Annotated in this window: 18 protein-coding genes; 15 read left to right on the forward strand and 3 right to left on the reverse strand. The window is 66.9% G+C overall.

What is annotated here, in order from left to right; all coding sequences use genetic code 11:
- The first annotated feature begins 32 nt into the window (after nt 1-32).
- The 9 genes from EJV47_RS18230 to EJV47_RS18260 all read left to right on the forward strand — a co-directional run bounded on the left by EJV47_RS18230 (nt 33) and on the right by EJV47_RS18260 (nt 7,836).
- Entirely contained in the window at nt 33-1,097 is a 1,065-nt protein-coding gene (locus EJV47_RS18230; RefSeq protein ID WP_126694614.1) for an SIMPL domain-containing protein, read from the forward strand.
- Nucleotides 1,098-1,436: 339 nt separating this feature from the next.
- Nucleotides 1,437-2,651: a Gfo/Idh/MocA family protein gene (locus EJV47_RS18235; RefSeq protein ID WP_126694615.1), complete on the forward strand. Its 1,215-nt coding sequence runs from the start codon at nt 1,437-1,439 to the stop codon at nt 2,649-2,651.
- Nucleotides 2,652-2,777: 126 nt separating this feature from the next.
- Complete coding sequence (locus tag EJV47_RS18240) at nt 2,778-3,251, forward strand: hypothetical protein (RefSeq protein WP_126694616.1); 474 nt, start codon at nt 2,778-2,780, stop codon at nt 3,249-3,251.
- A 119-nt stretch (nt 3,252-3,370) separates the two neighbouring features.
- Nucleotides 3,371-3,541, forward strand: coding sequence for a hypothetical protein (locus EJV47_RS28115; RefSeq protein ID WP_165903818.1), 171 nt, complete (start codon nt 3,371-3,373; stop codon nt 3,539-3,541).
- Entirely contained in the window at nt 3,514-3,642 is a 129-nt protein-coding gene (locus tag EJV47_RS28915; protein ID WP_279389064.1) for a hypothetical protein, read from the forward strand. Before EJV47_RS28115 ends, EJV47_RS28915 begins: the two co-directional genes overlap by 28 nt.
- A gap of 385 nt (nt 3,643-4,027) precedes the next feature.
- The gene (locus EJV47_RS18245; protein ID WP_126694617.1) at nt 4,028-4,930 is read left to right on the forward strand and encodes a fatty acid desaturase; all 903 of its coding nucleotides are present in this window, start codon (nt 4,028-4,030) and stop codon (nt 4,928-4,930) included.
- A 145-nt stretch (nt 4,931-5,075) separates the two neighbouring features.
- Nucleotides 5,076-5,522, forward strand: a complete 447-nt coding sequence (locus tag EJV47_RS18250) for a hypothetical protein (protein ID WP_126694618.1) — start codon at nt 5,076-5,078, stop codon at nt 5,520-5,522.
- Nucleotides 5,523-5,724: 202 nt separating this feature from the next.
- Nucleotides 5,725-7,023, forward strand: a complete 1,299-nt coding sequence (locus EJV47_RS18255) for a PAS domain-containing protein (protein ID WP_165903819.1) — start codon at nt 5,725-5,727, stop codon at nt 7,021-7,023.
- 198 nt (nt 7,024-7,221) lie between these two features.
- On the forward strand, nt 7,222-7,836 hold the full coding sequence (locus EJV47_RS18260; RefSeq protein ID WP_126694620.1) for a hypothetical protein: 615 nt from the start codon (nt 7,222-7,224) through the stop codon (nt 7,834-7,836).
- A gap of 54 nt (nt 7,837-7,890) precedes the next feature.
- Here EJV47_RS18260 and EJV47_RS18265 read toward each other — a convergent pair whose 3' ends face one another.
- Nucleotides 7,891-8,748 (reverse strand): hypothetical protein, encoded by an 858-nt coding sequence (locus tag EJV47_RS18265; protein WP_126694621.1) that lies wholly within the window; start codon nt 8,746-8,748, stop codon nt 7,891-7,893.
- A 107-nt stretch (nt 8,749-8,855) separates the two neighbouring features.
- Here EJV47_RS18265 and EJV47_RS18270 point away from each other — a divergent pair, with 107 nt between their 5' ends.
- Nucleotides 8,856-10,517, forward strand: a complete 1,662-nt coding sequence (locus EJV47_RS18270; protein ID WP_126694622.1) for a M28 family peptidase — start codon at nt 8,856-8,858, stop codon at nt 10,515-10,517.
- A 149-nt stretch (nt 10,518-10,666) separates the two neighbouring features.
- Here EJV47_RS18270 and EJV47_RS18275 read toward each other — a convergent pair whose 3' ends face one another.
- Nucleotides 10,667-11,356: a MarR family winged helix-turn-helix transcriptional regulator gene (locus EJV47_RS18275; RefSeq protein ID WP_126694623.1), complete on the reverse strand. Its 690-nt coding sequence runs from the start codon at nt 11,354-11,356 to the stop codon at nt 10,667-10,669.
- Between the two features lie 146 nt (nt 11,357-11,502).
- On the opposite strand from EJV47_RS18275, the gene EJV47_RS18280 reads away from it, so the two are divergent.
- Nucleotides 11,503-13,965, forward strand: coding sequence for a TonB-dependent receptor (locus EJV47_RS18280; protein ID WP_126694624.1), 2,463 nt, complete (start codon nt 11,503-11,505; stop codon nt 13,963-13,965).
- A gap of 2 nt (nt 13,966-13,967) precedes the next feature.
- The gene (locus tag EJV47_RS18285; RefSeq protein ID WP_126694625.1) at nt 13,968-14,231 is read left to right on the forward strand and encodes a hypothetical protein; all 264 of its coding nucleotides are present in this window, start codon (nt 13,968-13,970) and stop codon (nt 14,229-14,231) included.
- 47 nt (nt 14,232-14,278) lie between these two features.
- Here the strand turns inward: EJV47_RS18285 and EJV47_RS18290 are convergent, their stop codons facing one another.
- Nucleotides 14,279-15,181: a hypothetical protein gene (locus EJV47_RS18290; protein ID WP_126694626.1), complete on the reverse strand. Its 903-nt coding sequence runs from the start codon at nt 15,179-15,181 to the stop codon at nt 14,279-14,281.
- A 498-nt stretch (nt 15,182-15,679) separates the two neighbouring features.
- On the opposite strand from EJV47_RS18290, the gene EJV47_RS18295 reads away from it, so the two are divergent.
- From EJV47_RS18295 to EJV47_RS18305, 3 genes are read left to right on the forward strand one after another with little or no spacing between them, the layout of a single operon-like run.
- The gene (locus EJV47_RS18295; protein WP_126694627.1) at nt 15,680-17,119 is read left to right on the forward strand and encodes an AMP-binding protein; all 1,440 of its coding nucleotides are present in this window, start codon (nt 15,680-15,682) and stop codon (nt 17,117-17,119) included.
- A 12-nt stretch (nt 17,120-17,131) separates the two neighbouring features.
- Nucleotides 17,132-18,247 carry a DUF3419 family protein gene (locus EJV47_RS18300; RefSeq protein WP_126694628.1) on the forward strand — a complete coding sequence of 372 codons (1,116 nt, stop codon included), beginning with the start codon at nt 17,132-17,134 and terminating at the stop codon, nt 18,245-18,247.
- On the forward strand, nt 18,240-19,439 hold the full coding sequence (locus tag EJV47_RS18305) for an aminoglycoside phosphotransferase family protein (RefSeq protein ID WP_165903820.1): 1,200 nt from the start codon (nt 18,240-18,242) through the stop codon (nt 19,437-19,439). Before EJV47_RS18300 ends, EJV47_RS18305 begins: the two co-directional genes overlap by 8 nt.
- The last annotated feature ends 107 nt before the right edge of the window (nt 19,440-19,546 follow it).

A 19,546-nucleotide genomic window follows, 5' to 3' on the forward strand; every position in this document is an offset into this window, starting at 1 on the left:
GCGGTATCCATTCACCTATTTTCCTTATTCCCATGAAAGCTCGTCTACTTCTGCTCAGCGCCCTGACCCTCGGCGGCAGCCTCGCGGTCCGCGCCCAATCGGCCGGCAACGCGGTGTACAGCTCCCGCGGCAGTCAGCAGGACTACTCCGCCGTGCGCCGCGCCCAGCTCAACGCCAACGTACTGCACGAGCAGGACGTGGTGCTGGAAGCCAACGTGCTCAGCAACCTCAAGGCCACCAGCTACGTGGCCATTTTCAGCGTGACGCAGAACGGGCGCACCGCCGCCGAGGCCGACTCCCTGCTGAACCTGCGCCTGCAAGTGGCCCAGACGGCCATGAACGAGTTGGGCATCCGGCCCGAGGCCCTGCACGTGGACATAGTGTCGTTGGTGCCCACCTACGCCATGGTGCTGGAGCAGAAGAAGTTCAGCCGCACGGCCAACGAGGTGCCCACCGGCTTCGAGCTGAAAAAGAACCTGCACGTCATCTTCACCGACCATGCGGTGCTGGACAAGCTGGTCACGCGCCTGGGCCGCGCCGAAATCTATGACCTGGCCAAGGTCGACTACAACCTGGCCGACTTGCAGGGCGCCTACGAGGAGCTGCGCCGGGCCGCGGCCGAGGTCATCAAGCAGAAGGAAGGCAACTACGCCCGCATGGGCCTGCACGTGGAGGTGCAGAACATGACCGACGGCTTCCAGGCCGTGTACCCGCTGGAGCGCTACACCAGCTACACCGCCTTCCGCAGCGGCAGCACGCCCGAAGAAGTGCGCCTGGCCCGGCAGCGCAAGGCCGCCGCTGCCAATGTGTACGTATCGGCCAACAACGCCACCGTGAACGTGCGCCCCGCCGCCCGCACCCGCGAAGACGACTCCGAGTTCATCGTGCGCACCGCCGACAAGGCCCAGACGATTTACTACAACCGCACGCCCTACAACTCCTTCGACACGGTGCTGCACGCCGACTTCGCCGAGCCCCGCGTGCAGCTGATTTACACCCTGAACGTGCGCTACAGCGTGCTAAACCAGAAACAGTACGAGGAGTACGAAGCCGAAAAAGCCAAGCAGAAAAAAGGCCACAAGAAGGACAAGGATTAGCCCGCTGGCTGATGGCCGCTGCTTGCTGGCCATATGCACCTAGAGCTAAGAGCTAAGCTTAGTTCCCCTCCTCAGATGAGGAGGGGCTAGGGGTGGTTGAAAAGCTAGAGTTAGAAATTACTGTTTAGAGTCAGCACACGAGATGTCTCGCGGGGCTCGACATGACGTTCGGGAGCAAGATCAACCACTCCTAACCCCACGCCGCTTGATGCGCGGAATCATCTGAGGAGGGGAATCAGCCTTAGTTCCTAGTCTTACGCTGTTGCTGCGCCCGGCCCTGCCCAACCTTCGGCGGCATTGCGCAGTACCCCATGACGTTAGCCCTAACCGCCCTGCGCCATGAACCAGCCCTTCTTCCCCGCATCTGCCGCCGCTGATGCTTCCCGCCGCCGCTTTATCCGCTCGGCTTCGCTGGCCCTGGGCGGGGCGCTGCTCGGCGCCGAGGCCCTGGCTTACCCGCTCGACTGGCTGACGACGAACCCGGACTTTGGGCCGGCCAGCCTGGAGGCCCTGCGGCAGGGGCGCAAGCTGGGCGTGGCCCTGGTAGGCCTGGGCAAGTACAGCGGCGGGCAGCTGGCCCCGGCCCTGCAGCAAATCAGGCTCTGCCAGCTCACCGGCATCGTGACGGGCACGCCGGCCAAGGCCCGGCAGTGGCAGCAGCAGTACGGTATTGCGGCCAAGAATACCTACGACTACCAGACGTTCGACCGCATGGCCGACAACCCGGCCATTGACATCGTCTACATCGTGCTGCCCAACGCCCTGCACGCCGAGTACGCGGTGCGGGCCGCCCGGGCCGGCAAGCACGTCATCTGCGAGAAGCCCATGGCTACCACGGTGGCCGACGCCCAGCGCATGATTCAGGCCAGCCGGCAGGCCGGCAAAAAGCTCAGCATCGGCTACCGCCTGCACTTCGAGCCCCACCACCGCGAAATGATGCGCCTGGGTCAGCAGCAGGTGCTGGGCCCGGTGCGCCACCTGTGGGCCGACAACGGCTTCCGCTTCAACAACGACACGCCCTGGCGCGTGGACCGGCAGCTCAGCGGCGGGGGCCCGCTCATGGACATGGGCATCTACTGCCTGCAAGGCGCCCTCTACACCAAGGGGCAGGTGCCGGTGTCCGTCACGGCCAGCTTCGCGCCCAAGCCGGCCGGCGGCCTGTTCAAGGAAGTGGAGGCGGGCGTGGATTGGCAGCTGCAGTTTGCCGACGGGGCCGTGGCCGACTGCCGCACCTCCTACGCCGAAAACATGCAGAGCCGCCTGCGCGCCGAGGCGGCCAAGGGTTGGGCGGAGCTGCAGCCGGCTTTCGGCTACGGCGGTCTGCGCGGCAGCACCAGCCAGGGCCCGATGAACATCCAGAACGTCAACCAGCAAGCGGCCCAGATGGACGACTTTGCCGACTGCGTGCTCAACAACAAGCCCACCCGCGTGCCCGGCGAAATGGGCCTGCGCGACGTGGAGCTGCTGCTGGCCATCTACCGCGCCGCCGAAACCGGCCAGAAAATATCGACGCGCGACGTGAAGGACGTGCTGGACCGCGTCGGCAAGGGCTGACCAGGCTTCCTTTCGGAGCGGAAAAAGCCGCGGCTTGAGGCGGATAGCTTGAGGCTTGTTGCACCTGATAATCCTTCTGCTATGCTGCTGCGCCTACTCGTTCCCGCGCTGTCACTGCTTCCCCTCGTGCCCCGCCAAGACGACGGGTGCGTCCGCGGGCTGCCCGAGCCGGTGCTGAACAAAGCCGTGTTTCCTACCGCCACGTTTCAGCTGAACAAAGCCCGCCGGGAGGGCCTCGAAACCGCCCGGCTCGGCGGCGGCACCCGGCTCAGCCTGCGCAACTCAGGCTGCGAGTATTACACCCTGACCTTCCGCTTCGAAGGCCAGCTCGGCACCACGCCAACCGACACCCGCGGCTGGTACCGGCAGGCGGCCGCCCTGCTGCGCCAAACCGCCCCCGGCCTCCAAGCCTCCGTGCATCCTCTCCAAGCCGCCACCGCCCTCACGCGCGCCGCCGCGGCCCGGGCGGCGCCCGCGCTAAACCAGGAGCTGTACTACGGCGGCAACGACGTGCGCGAGTACGTGACGTTGGATCAGGCCCGCCGGGTTGGTAGCAACGGCTACTTCTTGGAGCTGACGGTGGCCCTCGGGCCGCTGTAGCGCGAAGCACCCGCAAGCCAATGATTTCTAGCCATGAAGCAGGCCAGCGGCCGGGCCGCAGCCGTTTCGGAAGGATTCTTGCGGCGGGGGCTCCGAACCCCACCAATCAGCCCAAACCGATGAAACCCGACGCTTACACCAAATCCGTGCTGACCGTTATTGCCCTTTGCCTCGTCGTGCTGGTGCTGCGCGGCGTGGACGTGCTGCCCCGCGCCGTGGCCGGTGGCGCCGCGGCTTACCCGCTGGTGCCGGCCACGCCCTCGTGCCCGTCGACGCCAACGGGGCCGTGAAGGTGCGCCTAAGCCCCGCCGAGGACCTCAACGTGAACATCAAGTCCGTCGACCACAACCCCATCATCGGCGGCAAGCTGCCGGTGGCCGTGTACTGGTAAGCAAAGCAAAAACGGCCCGTCCTGCGCAGGACGGGCCGTTTTTGCTGGTAGCGGGGCCGGGCTATTCGCTCCGGTCGCGCAGCTTTTTCTTTTCTTCCTTGGCCGCCTTTTTCTCTTTGGGCGACTTGGTGGGCTCTTTCTTCTTCTCCTTGCGGGCGTCTTGTGCCTTAGCCATGATGAGGGGGAAAATGAGGTGAGTGAACGGACTGGTTTTAACGGCCGAACGGACGGTGGTGTTGTAGCCCGGGGCTCCGGCCGGCGGCTAATTACGCCAAAATTCCGGCTTGCGGGCCCGGCTGCCCTCCCGCCGAAAAAAGACGGATTTCTCCTGCTTTTCCGCCCGCGGCGTGCTACCTTCAAGTAGGTATTCAAACGTCGTGATGGTATGCTGGCTGACCGCATAATTCCGCCCGGCGACCGGCTCTCGGTGGGCTGGCCGAAAGTATTCTGGTTGTACCTCATGCTGGTGCCCGCCCTCCTCTGGGCCCCGGCGGCCTTTAGCTGGCCCCGGGCCCTGGCCTCGGCCCTGCTCACCCTGCTGACGGTGGGCGTGGGCCACTCCGTAGGGCTACACCGCGGGCTGATTCACCGGGCCTACCGCACCGGCCGCTTCACCCGCGGCGTGCTGGCCTACCTGGCCGTGCAGGCCGGCATGGGCGCCCCCCTAGCCTGGATTCGCATCCACCACTACCGCGACTACTGGCAAAACCAGCCCGACTGCCCGCGCTACTTTGCCTACCGCCACTCGGCCCTGCAGGACTACTTCTGGAACCTGCACCTGGCCTTCGAGCCCGCCGACGACGCCCGCTACCCCCTGCCCGCCGCCGTGCTCCACGACCCCTGGCTGCGCTGGCTCGACAAAACCTGGTACTGGCACGTGCTGGGGTTTATCGGGCTGCTGGCCCTGGTATTCGGGCCGGAGGTGGCGGTTATCTGCGGCTTTGCCCGCATCAGCGGGGCCATTCTGGGGCACTGGTTTGTCAACTACATGGTGCACTCCTACGGCTACGCCCGCTACCGCATCGAGCGGGCCACCGAAAGCGGCTACAACGACTGGCTGCTGGGCTTGCTCTCCTTTGGGGAAGGCTTCCACAACAACCACCACGCCCACCCCGGCTCGGCCAAGCTCAGCACGGCCTGGTACGAGGTAGACCTGGGCTGGCCCGCCGTGCGCCTGCTGCGCGCCCTGGGCCTGGTGTGGCGGGTGCAGGCCGTGGGCCACACGCCCACTCAGCGCCGCCGCGCCCGCACCGGCCCGCTGCGCTGGCGCTTCTGGTGGCAGAAGTAGCCAGCAGCGCGCTGGCTGCGTTGTAGCGCATACGAGCAGCTGCTACCCGGGGCCTAACCCGCGCCGCCCTTGCTGCGTTGAGCTAAGCGAACCGCCGACCGTTCCCGGGCCGGCGGGCCCTGTTCACCCCAAGCTCTTCTTCCTCATGGTACACCCGCACACCGTCATCGGCGCCTTTGGCACCGTGGAGGCCGCCCAGCGCGCCGCCGACCAGCTTACCCAGCACGGCTTCGCGCCCGAGGCCGTGGAAGTATCGGACCACGACACGACCACCACCGAAAACCCCACCGGCGAATTCCCGGAAAACGACGGTTTTCACCACCTCATCATGGCCATTTTCGGGCCGCCGGCCGATAGCAGCGCCCCGCGCTACGACGCCCGCCGCCACGGCTTCGTGGCCGCCCACGTGGATACCTACCTCGAAGCCGAGCGCGTGCGCGACCTGCTCGACCACGCCGGCGCCGTCGACGTGCACGAAATCGGCATTGGGCACCGCGGCGCCGTGGCCGGCACGCCCCAGGACGCGGAGCTGCGCCCCCAGCGCAGCCGTATCATCGAGCGGCGCCCGGGCGAGCCGCTGCGGCCGCTGTAGCTGCGGCCGTCTTACTCGGTCGTAGCCAGCCTTCCGCGAGCCGGCGCAAACAAACCGTTTGCGCCGGTTTGCGTTGCTAATCAGGCCTATGCCCGCACCGCAGCGGCTGGCGGCGGCCAATTGGCGTCCTGCTTTCCGCCAGAATCGTATTTTTCGGGTCGGCGGGGCCCTTACCGGTCCGGCTGTTATTTCCCTGCTTCCCATGCCCGACGCTTCTCCCCTCGACTACCAGCACCTGTTTCGCGCCCTGGCGGACAACTTCCTCGTCATTGCCCCGGACGCCGACGCGACCATTCTGGATGATACCGACAGCCACGCCGCGGTAGCCATGAAAAGCCGGGCGGAAGTGGTGGGCAAGCCTTTTTTTGAGGCCTACCCCGTGGCCGACCAGAACGAGGCCGACGTCATCCGGGCTTCGCACGAGCACGTGCGCCGGCACCTGGAGCCGCACACCATGCCGCTGATTCGCTACGACCTGGAGCGGCCCGCGGCCCAGGGCGGCGGCCTGGAGGAACGTTACTGGCAGGCCACCCACTACCCCATCCTCGACGAGCAGGGCCGGCTGCGCTACATCGTGCAGCGCACCCAGGACGTAACCGAGCAGCACCGCGCCGAGCTGCTGCGCCAGCAGATGCAGCGCGAGCTGGCCGAAAGCCAGGAACGGGCCCAGTTTACCCTGGAAGCCCTGCCTATTATGGTCTGGACCACCACGCCCACCGGGGAAGTCGACTACTTTAACCAGCGCTGGCTGCAGTTTACGGGCCGCCAGCTGCCTGAGCAGCTCGGCTCCGACTGGACCAACTCGGTGCACCCCGACGACCAGGCGCCCACCCTGCAAACCTGGCAGCAGGCCCTGGCCGACGGCGCGGAAGTGCAGCTGGAGTACCGCCTGCGCCGTCACGACGGGCAGTACCGCTGGGTGCTGGCCCGCGGGGTGCCCCGCCGCAACGCCGAGGGCCGCATTACCATGTGGGTGGGCGGCGGCATCGACATTCACGACCAGAAGCAGATGGTGCAGGAGCTGCTGACGGCCAACGAGCAGCAGGCCAGCCTGTCGGACCAGGCCTACCAGGCCTACCAGCTGGCCGAAAGCCAGCGGGAGCTGTTCTACAACCTGTTTATGCAGGCGCCCGCGCTGATTGCCATCCTGCGCGGCACCGACCACCGCTTCGACTTTGCCAACCCGCCCTACCAGCGGCTATTTGCGGGCCGGCAGCTGGTGGGCCTCACGGTGGGCGAAGCTCTGCCGGAGGTTATCGAGCAAGGCTTCCTGGACTTGCTGAACAAGGTGTACGAAACCGGCGAAGCCTACCACGGCGATGAAATCATGATTATGATCAACGACCCGGACGGCTCGGCTCACCCTATCTACGTCAACTTCACGTACCAGCCCTTCTACGAGGGCGGGCAGCGGGCGGGCATTGCGGTATTCGCCTACGAGGTAACCGATCTGGTGCAGGCGCGCAAAGCCCTGGAGCGCCACTCCGGCAACCCGAGCTAAGCACCCACGCGTCCCCAAAGAGCCCGGCCCCGCCGCCCATTATGGAGCAGCGGGGCCGGGCTTTTTGGGAGCTATTTCCGCTGGCGGCCGTGGCCCTGGGGCCTAGCCACCGAATGCGTTGGAATCAGTCAGCTGATTCTTGCTATTTTGCAAGCAAACTTGCGGCGCCAGCTGCCCGGCCTCTTTGCCTTGCCTGCCATGAAACTGTTTGGTCACCGTTCGTCCCGTTTGCTCTCGGCCGCGGCTGCTACCCGCTGCGAGGCCTGTGGCGCACCAGCCGCGCTGCACTTGAGCGTACTCGGGCGCTACGTGCACGCCTTTGGGCTGCCACTGGTAGCCGTGGGCAAAACCGCCGCGGGCCAGTGCCTCGCCTGCCGGCGCGAGTTCCGGGCCCCGGAGCTGCCCGCACCGCTGCAGCCGACGCTGGCCGCCCTGGCGCCCCGGGCCAAGGAACCGCTCTGGCATTCGGCCGGGGCGCTGCTGGCGGGCCTGGTGGCGCTGGGCATCTGGGGCGGGGGCGTGTGGCAGCACTACCGCAGCGAAACCCTGCTGCACCACCCCCACGTGGGCGACCTGTACCACATCCGCTCCGAGGCGCCGGGCTACTACACCCTGCTGAAGGTGGAGGAAGTGCACGGCAACAGCCTGCGGCTGCGCCAGAACAACTACGAAACCGATATCGAAGCCGAGCTGCCGCAGCTGGATCAGCCCAAGAACTACGCCGCCGAGCCCTTCGACCTCACCCAGCTGGATCTGCAGATCATGCAGGTGCAGCACGAGCTGGTGGCCGTGGAGCGGCCGGGGAAGAAGTAGCCAACTTCGGTAGCGGCGCAGTCCTCAGGCCCTAGGTTTAGACTGGCCCGCATGTTATTTCCCGTAAACCTCCGGCCAGCGCAGCCGCAGGTAATCCGCCGGGTGGCGGCCCAGCCAGAGCAGGGCCAGCGTCCATTGGTTCAGGTGGTCGTCGCGGCTGTACTTCGTGTGGATGACGTAGCCCTGAACCTGCTCGGGCAGTATGCCGTGCTGCGCTTCAAACTCGGTCCGGCTGCGCGCTACCAGGGCGTCCTCGTAGCGGCTCAGAATATCGTCGTAGCGGTAGCCGATGTCGCTGCGCAGCTCCTCGAACAGAAACTGCACCACGGCCCGCGTCGGGGCGTCGGCGGCTTCGATGAACTCCGCGTAGTCCGGCATCAGGGCCAGCAGCTCGAAGTGCAGCAGCTGCTCCTGCAGAATCCGCGGCGCGAATTGCCGGTGCTGCCGGTAGTGCTCAATCAGCGCGCGTTTCTTCCCGGCGCGCAGAAAACGCTCGTATTCGGCCACGACGAAGGCTTGCTTGGCCGGTTCGTTTAGTGAGCCAAACGGCAACAGCAGCGGCTCCCGGTACAAGGCCGGAATCAGCTCGTCGCGGCAGTAAGCCAGGTGCCGTTGCCGCTCCGGGATGTTTTCGGCCGCGGCGGCATCAAACTGGGCCAGCTGCTGCAGCCAGGCTTGCACGTTGGCCTCGTGCAGGGCCTGGTAGCGGCGCAGCTGTTCGGGGGTGAGGATGCGCTGAAACGTGTCGTACTCAAAGTCCAGCTTTTCCCAGTGCGAGAAGTCGTCGGCGGAGTCAAAGTCCCTTTCCTGCTCGAACTGAAACACCGCCTCGGCTTGCGCAAAGGTCAGCTTTAGCGCCGGGTACTGGCTTTGCACCCACTCGACCTGCCATTTGTATTCTTCGGGCGACATAGCAACGAAAATCAGGGAGTAATCTGGCCGCCAAAATAGCCGCCGGCACCGCAAACGCCACCCCAGCCGCCCCGGGGCCGTATGTTTGTCCTTTCCCCGCTTTGCCTATGCTGACTTTCCGTTCCTGCCTGGCCCTGGCCAGCCTCTGCCTGCCGCTGGCCGCCGCGGCCCAGTCCCTTTCCGTCGACAAGCCCGTGGCGGCGGCCCTCAAAAAGGTGAAGCCCACCGACATCAAGGCCCACATCGAGTACCTGGCCGACGACAAGCTGCAGGGCCGGCAGCCCGGTACGCCCGGCTACCAGATGGCCGTGGCTTACGTAACCCAGCAGCTGAAAAAGTTCGGGGTGCAGCCGGCCGGCGACAAGGGCAGCTACGTGCAGACGGTGCGCCTGCGCCGCGCCACGGTGCAGCCCGAGCCGCTGCTGGCCCTCATCGAAGACAAGAAAGTGCCCACGCCCCTGCGCGCCGGCGAGGATTACGTGTACTACCCCAACCCCGAGCAGCCGCGCGTGTTTCAGGAAACGCCCGTGGTGTTTGCCGGCTACGGCATCACCGCGCCCGAGCTGAAATACGACGACTACCAGGGCCTCGACGCCAACGGCAAGCTGGTGGTGGTGGTGCGCGGGGCGCCCAAGGGCTTCCCCTCAACCGTAGCTGCCGCCAGCCAGGATTTGCTGATGATTATGCAGAACGCCGCCCGGCACCAGGCCGCGGGCGTGCTGGTGGTCAGCCCCAACCCCAAGGCGCCGCTGCCCAACCTCAAGCGCGGGGCCTACAGCGTGCTCAATCCCAAGGGAAAGGTGGCCGCCTCGCGCAGCTACCTGCCGGGCGCGGGGCTGGGCGTGGTGGGCGCCGCCACGGCGGCCACGCTGCAGCGGCTGCTGCTGGCGGCGCAGTCGGATACCGCGCGGGTGCTGCCGGCGCTGCGCAGCGGCAAGCCGGCTTCGCTGCCGCTGCGCACCGTAGCCAAGGTTGACTTCGGCAGCACTTACAAGGACTTCGACTCGTACAACGTGGTGGGCAAGCTCCCCGGCGCCGACGCCCAGCTGCGGCAGGAGTACGTGGTGCACTCGGCCCACCTCGACCACCTCGGCGTGGCCGCGGCCGTGAAGGGCGACTCCATCTACAACGGCGCCCACGACAACGCCTCGGGCGTGGCCTCGGTGCTGGAAATTGCCCGGCTCTACTCCCAGCTCAAGGACAAGGAGCGGCCCAAACGCTCCATTCTGTTTGTGCTGCAGACCGGCGAGGAGCTGGGCCTGCTCGGCTCGGCCTACTTCGCGGCCAATCCGACGGTGCCCAAGAGCAAGATTGTGGCCGACGTGAACACCGATATGCCCACCATCATTGCCCCGCTGCTGTCGGTGGTGGCGCTGGGGGCGCAGCACTCCACGCTGGAGCAGCCGGTGAAGCGCGCCGCCGCCTACCTCGATATTGCCGTCGAAAACGACCCGGAGCCGGAGCAGAACCGCTTTATCCGCTCCGACCAGTACAGCTTCGTGATGCAGGGCATTCCGGCCCTGCACATCAAGTACGGCAACAAAACCGCCGACGGGAAAAACAACCTCAGTGAGCTGGTGCAGAAGTGGCGCGCCGACACCTACCACAAGCCCCAGGACGACATCAACGGCCTGTTCGACTTCGACGCGGGCGTGAAGTACGTGCAGCTGAACTTCCTCATCGGCTACCAGGTGGCCAACGCCGCCCAGCGTCCCCTCTGGAACAAGGGCGACTTTTTCGGCGGCCGGTTCGGGAGTGGCCTGCGGTAGTAGCGCGGGCTTGAGCCCGCGTCCGCCTGAACGATGTCGGCGGAACCACCCAAGCGCAGACAACTAAAGTTACTATCTGATGGACGCGGGCTGAAGCCCGCGCTACACGCTAATGGTCCGCTGGTTTCGTACCGGCGGGCCGTTTGCTTTTATTCCGGGCGCCAGTCGGCGGGCACGTGGGGGAAATACTTCTGGCGCATTTCCTCCAGGCTGGCGGGGCGCGCGGCGGCGAAGACGGGGAAGTGGAAGGCGTCGAGCTTGGTGAGCAGGTAGGCCAGCTGCTCCTGCTCGGCGGCGGTGAGGTTGCCGGCGGCCATGGCGGCCACCTGGCTCATGTTGGCAAAGGCCTCGAACAGCACCTGCTGGCCGGCCGGCGTCAGGCTCAGCAGCTTGCGGCGGCGGTCGGTGGCGTGGGGGGCTTCCTGGATGAGGCCGGCCGCCAGCAGCCGCCGGATGATTTCGGAGCCGGTGGGCTTTTCGTGGATGTTGCGCGTTATCAGCTCACTCTTGCTCAGCGGCCCGCGGCCGTACACTGCCGCCAGGTAGGAAAAGTCGTCGTAGGTGATGAGCGGGGTATTGAGCAAGGCCAGGCGCGAGTAGGTGCGCAGGTAGCGGTACATGAAGGTGACGAACTTGCCGATAACCGAGGCGGCCGTTTCCATCGGGTGGCTGGGCTCCCGCTCCACCGTCTGGCGCTGGGGCGCGTCGGCGGTGCCGGTGCGGGCCTGCAGCCAGCGGCTGAACGCGGCCAGCTCCGCAGCCGAATCGGCCGCCGGGGACGCGTCCCGGTGAAATTCTTCCGCCAGCTCTACCAGCTGTTTGACGAGGCTGTAATCCATACGAACACTATCGGCTACCCGGCGGCTGGGAGCCGCTGGTTTGCATTACGAAAGGTACAAAAACATTTAAAACATATTCTGATATAGAACGTTTTTAGACTAAATGCGCTAACATTGCGCCACCAAACCGTCTAATAACATCCTATATGCGCCAGCTTCTACCCTATCTGCGCCCGGCCACCATCCTCGCGGCGGCGCTGAGCAGCTCCGTGGCCCTGGCCCAGACCACTGGCATCGTCACGGGCACGGTGCGCGACCGGCGCACCCAAGAGCTGCTGCCGGGCGTGTCGGTGGTGGTGGAAGGGGCGAATGTGGGCACCGTAACCGACGAGCAGGGCCGCTACCGCCTCACGGGCGTGCCCACCGGCAGCTACAACCTGCGCGCCTCCTTCGTGGGCTACGACGCGCTGCTGCGGGCCAACGTGGTGGTGACCAGCGGCAACGCCAACGTGCTGAACCTGGAGCTGAGCCCCGCGGCCCAGCAGCTCGGCGAGGTGCAGGTGGTGGCCAACCGGGCCATCCGCGTGGCCACGGCCGAAACGCCGCTGTCGGTGCAGCGGCTGAGTACCGAGGAAATCCGCTCCAACCCCGGCGGCAACTTCGACATCTCGAAGGTGGTGCAGACCTTGCCCGGCGTGGGCGGGGGCGGCACCGGCGGCACGGCCGGCTTCCGCAACGACATCATCATCCGTGGCGGGGCGCCCAACGAAAACGTGTTTTACCTCGACGGCATCGAGGTGCCCGTCATCAACCACTTCCAGACCCAGGGCTCGGCTGGCGGGCCCACGGGCATTCTGAATGTGTCGTTTATCGAGGACGTGACCTTGAGCACTTCGGCCTTCGAGGCGCGCTACGACAACACCTTGTCGTCGGTGTTCCAATTCCGGCAGCGCGACGGCAACCCCGACCGCCTGCAGGGCAACGTGCGCCTGAGCGGCACCGAAGTGGCCGGCACCCTGGAAGGCCCGCTGGCCCCGAAAACCACCTTCCTGGCCTCGGCGCGGCGCTCCTATTTGCAGTACCTGTTCCGGCTGATTGACCTGCCCATCCGGCCCAACTATTGGGACTTCCAGTTCAAGACCACCACCAAACTCTCGCCCAAGACCACCATTACCACCCTGGGCATCGGGGCCATCGACAAGTTCCGGCTGGCCGTGCCGCGCGAGTCTTCGCCCGACAAGGAGTACGTGCTGCGCTCCAACCCCAGCGTCGACCAGTGGAACTACACCGTGGGCGCCTCCCTGCGCCAGCTGCTCCCCGACGGCTACCTGAACGTGGCCCTGAGCCGCACCCAGCTCGATAACCGCCTCGACCAGTTTCAGGACGGGCAGACCGGCGACGAAACCAGGCGCGTGCTGCTGACCCGCTCGGGCGAAACCGAGAACAAGCTGCGCGTGGACGTGAACAAGGCCCGCGGCCGGTGGCAGTGGGCCTACGGCGGCTCGGCCCAGCTCATCGGCTACGACAGCCGCTACTTCGCCCGCCTGCGCCGCGAAGTGCGCGACGCCGGGGGCAACGTCGTCTCGCCCGACGTGGACGTCAGCTTCCAGACCGACCTGAGCTTCCTGCGCTACGGCCTGTTCGGGCAGGCCACCCGCACCCTGCTGCCCGACGACCAGCTGACCCTCTCCGCCGGCCTGCGCACCGACGGCAACACCTTCACCGACGACGGCCACAACCTGCTGCGCACCCTGTCGCCGCGCCTTTCGGCCTCCTACGCCCTGGCCGACAAGTGGAACCTGAACGCCTCGGTGGGCCGCTACTACAAGATTCCGCCCAGCACCATCCTGGGCTTCCGCGACGAGGCCGGCAACCCGGTCAATAAGTCGAGCCGCTACATCCGCTCCGACCACTACGTGGCCGGCCTGGAGTGGCTGCCCGGCCCGGCCACGCGCTTTACGCTCGAAGGCTTCTACAAGCGCTATAGCAACTACCCGGTGTCGGTGCGCGACGGTATTTCCCTGGCCAACCTCGGCGGCGACTTCACCGCCCTGGGCAACGAGGCGGTGAGCAGCACGGGCCGGGGCCGGGCCTTCGGGGTGGAGTTTTTCTTCCAGCAGAAGCTCACCCGGCGCATCTTCGCCGTGACGTCGCTGACGGCCTTCCGCTCGGAGTTCAGCGGCCGGAGCGGGCAGTACGTGCCTTCGGCCTGGGATTCGCGCTTTCTGGCTTCGGCCCTGTTCGGCTACAAGTTCGGCCGGGGCTGGGAAGTGGGGCTGAAATACCGCTTTGCCGGCGGCTCGCCCTACACGCCCTTCGACGAGGCCGCGTCGCAGGCCAGCTACCTGGCCACCGGCCGCGGCGTGCTCGACTACGCGCGCCTGAACACCCTACGCCTGGGCAATTTCCAGCAGCTGGATTTCCGCCTCGACAAGAAAATCAACTGGCGCCGCACCACGCTCGACCTGTTCATCGACCTGCAAAACGCGCTGCTCATCGTCAACCCCAGCCAGCCCAGCTACACCTTCCAGCGCCTGCCCGACAACTCCGGCTTCGCCAGCACCGACGGCCAGCCCGTGCAGCCCGACGGCTCCAACGCTATTCCGGTGCTGCTGCAGGACGACGACGCGCTGATTACGCCCACCATCGGCTTCATCTTCGAGTTTTGAGCATGATGTTCGCCGCCATCGAGCGTACCCTGGGCCAGCTGCTGTACCGCGACCTTTGGACGCCCACGCCCGCTGCCCCGCTCCCGCTCACGTTTCGGGCGCTGGGCATGAGCGAGCTGGATTTGCACCTGCTGCTGTTTGAGCTGCAGATGAGCCACGGCGCGGTGTACCCCGCCGAGTCCGTCGGCCTCGACGACGCGCTGCACTACCTGGTGGCCTTGACGGCCGTGCTGATTCCGCCGGCTACCCATCCGCAGGCCGGCTAAACTGCTCCTCTTTGTTAGGGGCGCCGCTATGGTGGCGGCCGCCAGTTTCAGCGGCAGTAGCGCGCTATCATGGTGTCGGCCTCCGGCACACCGTAGCGCTTGGCCAGGCGCAAGTCGGGGCAGGCCTCGCGCCCTCGGCGCCACCGCGTCAGATATATTGCCTTTTCCAGGTGCTCGTTCCCCATTCTCTCCTGCAGATAGTGCTGATCCGCCACGCCGGACTGTCCCTGCCGCTGCGCCGCCACCATTTCCCGCCGCATGTCGGCAATAACCGAGTCCTTGGCGCGCAGGTACTGCGCCTGCTGGTCGCCCTCGACATAGATCTGGGCTAGGGCCTGGTACAGTCCGCGCTTATCCTTGAATAAGGTCAGGGCCCGCTCATAGTCGCGGATGGCCGCCGCGTTGTCGTCGTGCAAGCCAGCCCGCAGGGAGTAGTAGGCGCCCACCTGATCGTTGCGGCGGATGGCCTCGTCGACGGAAGCCCGGGCGGCGGCCCGGTCGCGCCGGCGGCTTTGCAGCCCGGCCAGCAGGTACCAGGCCACATCCGACTCGGGGTGCCGCTGCAGCACCCGTTCCAGCTCCGGGGCCGGCGTCCAGCGGATTACGGGGCCTTGCATATAGTCCAGAAACACCGCGGCCGTGAGGTTGGCGGCGTCGGGCTGTTGGCGCAGCAGCGCGCGTAGTGTGTCGGCCTGGGCCGCCGGAGTAGGAGCTACCGGCCGGTTCACGTAGAACCGCATGAACTGCTGCCCCTCGTAGCGGCGCTCCAGCAGGGGCCACAGCTCGGGGCCCAGCGCCTCCAGCTGCTGCAGCACGCTCACGCCGGCCTCGGCGGGCGTGCTGGGCCGCACCGACGCCGCTGCCTGTTTCGGAGCATCCGATTGGCAGCCCGGCGCCAGCACGCACACGGCTAGCCCCGTAATCAGTAGTCGGCCCAGGCGGTTTTTCATCCGGGAAAATTAGACAAGCGCCCGATTATGCCGCTGATGGTGTAGCGCCAACCCCGAATCCGCTACCCGCCCGCCGCAGGCCGGAACCTGGCGCGGGCTTAGCTGAATGCGGTACGGCGGCATCCCGGGGCAAGGAAAGGCCGCCGGCTTCACTTGGTTTAATGCCCCATAAAAAACGATGTCTGCTGGCGTGCGCGCTTTGCCCTCACATAATTGGGTGAATTCAGCTTTTGACGGGGCCTTATCCGGGCGTTTCAAAAATCAGATAAACTCATTGACAACAGGCTGCAATAGCAGTCCGCACAATGATCCAGGCGGGGCTAAAACAGCGCCATAAAGCTACCCAATGCCTTTATTCCGCTATTCAGCACCAGCTACCGTTAGCTTCTACCGTAGCATTTCACGCAATTTTCAAAAGTCTGATTCCGCCCAGCATTAGCCTATCATTTCTCCGGCCGATTCGCCAGCTTTGGTCACTGACTTGCTCCAGTTACCGCCATGACCACCCCCAACTTCTACCAGCACATTCACCACACGCTGCGCCAGCAGGCGGAGCAGGTGCTGCTGGTGTGGCCGGGCACGGGCGGCATTGAAGTCCGCTACACCGGCCGCGACCTGGCCGGCCGCATCGGGGCCTACCAGCAGTTGCTGCGGGCCCAGGGCGTGCGGGCCGCGCAGCCAGTGCTGCTGGCGTTGCCGGTAGGCGCCGAGCTGATTTGCGGCTTACTGGCGGTGATGAGCCTGGGCGCCGTGCCGGTGCTGCCGCCGGCCGGCACCACCGCCCGCGGCCTGCTGGCGCTGGCGCGGCGCAGCGGCATCCGGGCGGCGCTGGTGCCGCTGGCCGCCGCCGGGCGCCTGGGCTGGCTGACGCGGCTGCTGGGTTTGCGCCTGCTGGGCGCCCCGGCCGCCGAGGCCGCCGCCGAGCCGCTATCCGCCCCCGCGGTACCGGCCGAGCTGCCGGCCCTGGTGTCGCACAGCTCGGGCTCCACGGGCCGGGCCAAAGCCATCCGGCGCAGCCACGCGGTGCTGTCGGCCCAGCACGCGGTGTTGAAAGCGGTGTTTCCGCCCTGGGCCGGGCAGCGCGACTTTCCGCTCTTCCCCAACATTCTGCTGCACAACCTCTCGGTGGGCGCCCGCACGGTGCTACCCGACGTGCCCTGGGGCCAGCTGGCCGATTTCGACCCGGCCCGGGTGGTGCAGCAGCTGCGCACCGCGGGCGTGGAGACGCTGACCGGCAACGTGTTCTACTTCCGCCGCCTGCTGACCTACCTGCGCCAGCACCCCACCGCGCTGCCCGCCGTGCGCGCCGTGGGCGTGGGCGGCTCCCCGGTGCCCGAAAACCTGCTGCAGGGCCTGCAGGAGTGCCTGCCGCAGGCCGCCGTGTACGGCATCTACGGCTCCTCCGAAGCCGAGCCCATTGCCGTGCGCCGCTTCGACGCCGCCCGGCCCGCCGACCCGCGCCAGGGCTACTGCGTGGGCCCGGTGGTGGCCGGTCTGGAGTGCCAGCTGCAGGGCGACGGCCACAGCCTTGAGCTGCCCGACGGCCGGCGCGTCGTGGTGGGCGAAATAACGGTGCGCGGCGCCCACGTAGCCGCCCCCGCCGGCCAGTGGCTGCGCACCGGTGACTTCGGCTATTTCGACGCCGCGGGCTGCCTGTGGCTAACCGGTCGGCTCGGCAACGAGGCCATCCGGGGCGGCGTGATGCACTATCAGGTGGAGCACGTGCTGCAGCAGCTGCCCGGCGTGGAGCGCGCCGCCGCCCGTCCCACCGACCCGGGTTTTGCGGTGTACGTGCAGGGCGACATCAGCCCGGCAGCCGCAGCCGAAGTGCTGGATGCGCAGTTTCCGCCGGGGCTGTGCCAACCAATCCGGCGGCGGGAGCATCTACCTGTCGACAGCCGCCACCTTTCCAAGATTCTCTACGCCCAATTGCGCTAAGCGCCTCGCCCGATGCAATCCGAATTCTATAACGTCGACCTGGACCGCCTGCGCTACGCGCTGGTGTGGGAAAGCAGCCGCACCCTGGCCGCCAGCCTTGATATCCGCCCCGACGACGAAGCCCTCATCATCAGCTCCGCCGGCTGCAACGCGCTGAACACCCTGCTGCTCGGCGCCCGCCGCGTCACGGCCATCGACCTGAACCCGGTGCAAAACCACCTGCTGGAGTTCAAGCGCTACCTCATCCTGCACCACGAGCCGCGGGTGCTGCGCGCCCTGCTCGGCCTCGACGGACCGGCCGCCGTGCTGCCCTGCTGGCAGCAATTGGAGCCCGGGCTGCCCACCGAGCTGCGGGCCTACTGGGCGCCGTTTTTCGAGAGTCACCCCAGCGGTATTCTGCCAGCCGGCAAGCTGGAAAGCTACCTGCTCGGCTTCCTGCCCACGCTCAGCCCCGAGCTGCAGCAGCGGGTGCGCCGCCTGGTGGAGTTCGACGCGGTAGCGCAGCAGCAGCGCTGGTTTGAGGAGCAGCTGCACGGCACGGCCTTCGAGGCCCAGTTCGTGCGCTACTTCGACGAGGCCAACCTGAGCAAGGGCCGCGACCCGCGCCTGTTCAAGTACGCCGCCGAATCGGGTGGGCAGGCCTTCTACCAGCGCCTGCGCCAGCACCTGGGCGCCGAGCTGGTGCGCGACAATTTCTTTTTCCGCTTCTTCTTTTTCGGCCCCGAGGGCCTGCCCGAGCCCGTGCTGCCGCCCTGCTATCAGGCCCGCAACTTCGCGGAGCTGCGCCGCCGCCTCTCCCGCCTGACCGTGGTGCAGGGCGACGCGGCCGAGTTTCTGCTGTCGGCAGCTGGCCGGCGCATTACCAAGGCCAGCCTCTCCAACATGTTCGAGTACGTGAGTCCGGCCGAGTTTGAGCGGGTGCGCCAGGCCCTGCTCGGCCGCCCGCAGGCCGCCCCGCTGCGCGCCGTGTACTGGAACCTGCTGCAGGCCCAGGGCGAAACCACGGCCGCCGCCCAGCCCGCCGGGCCCGGCGCCTGCTTCTACTTCCGCGACGTGCGCGTGCTCGATGCCCGCCCCCAGCCGAGCGTTTCCCCTTCCTCCCACCCCACCGCTGCCGTTTATGCCTAGCCTCGATTATTTCTGCTCGCGCCTGTTCGTGGAAAGCCTGATGCGCGCCCACGCCCCACAGCGCCAGCTGCGCGTGCTGCGCGTGGAGCCCCTGCCCGTCGACAACTCCGCCAGCATTCTGGCCGTGCTGACGGCCGGGCAGACGGCCCGGCCCGTGGGCCACTTCGGCCTGCAGGTCACCTTCGAGGCCGACGGGGAGCCGGCCCGCACCGAGCGGATGGTGCTCAAGCTCAAGCCCCCCGGCCACGAGGTGGCGGGCATGCTGGCGGGGCTGGCCCAGGCCTGCGGCGGCGAGCTGGCGCGGGTGTACCCCGGCTTTGCGGCCCGCAGCGGCTTTCAGCACACTCACCACCGCGAGCTGGCCCTCTACGCTCACCACCCGAGCCCGCTGATGCCCCGCATCTGGGGCCTGCACCAGGACGACGAAACCGACGAGGTCTACGCCATTCTGATGGAGTACTTCGACGCGGAGGAAGTGGAGCTGCTCAACTCGGTAATGCAGCCCGAGGCCTGGACCGACGAGCACCTGCGCGCCGCCCTGGCCCAGCTGGCGGAGTGGCACGCCGCCCACCTCGTGGAGCCCGGCGCCCCCGGCCTCCCCGCCTGGCCCGATTTGCCCTCCGAAGCCTACATGCAGCAGCTCACTCCGCTCTGGCAGGGCCTGCTCGACAACGCCGCCCAGCACCACCCCGGCCTCTACGGTCCCGAGCGGGTAGCCCAGCTGAGCGAGGCCATCCGCCAGATTCCGGCCTACTGGGCCGAACTGGCCGCCGCGCCCAAAACCCTCATCCACAACGACCTGAACCCGCGCAACACCTGCTTCCGCCGCAACGCCGCCGGCGAACTGCAGCTCTGCGCCTACGACTGGGAGCTGGCCACCTACCACGTGCCGCCCTACGACGTGGTGGAGCTGCTCAGCTTCGTACTCGACGCGGACCGCTACCACCTGCGCCCGCATTACTTGGAGTATTACCGCCAGCAGCTACACGCCCGCACCGGCCGCTTCGCCGACGCGGAGGCCTTCCGGCGCCTCGCCGGCCTGGCCGCCCTCGATTTCGGCCTGCACCGCATCGGCATGTACATGATGGCCCACACCGTCGGCCCCTACCCCTTCCTGCCGCGGGTGGTCGACAGCCTGTTCGACACACTAACCCAGCTGCAGCCCCTGCGCCCGGAACCGGCCTACGCCTGAGCTTCTAGATGGCATAATTTGCCAACCGTATCAGGCCTTGCCCCAGCCGCGTAGCGGCGCCACGTCAATAGTAGCAGACCGGCAAGGACGTTTTGGAGCTCCGTAGG

It is taken from the genome of Hymenobacter gummosus (assembly GCF_003970915.1).
Classification (GTDB): domain Bacteria; phylum Bacteroidota; class Bacteroidia; order Cytophagales; family Hymenobacteraceae; genus Solirubrum; species Solirubrum gummosum.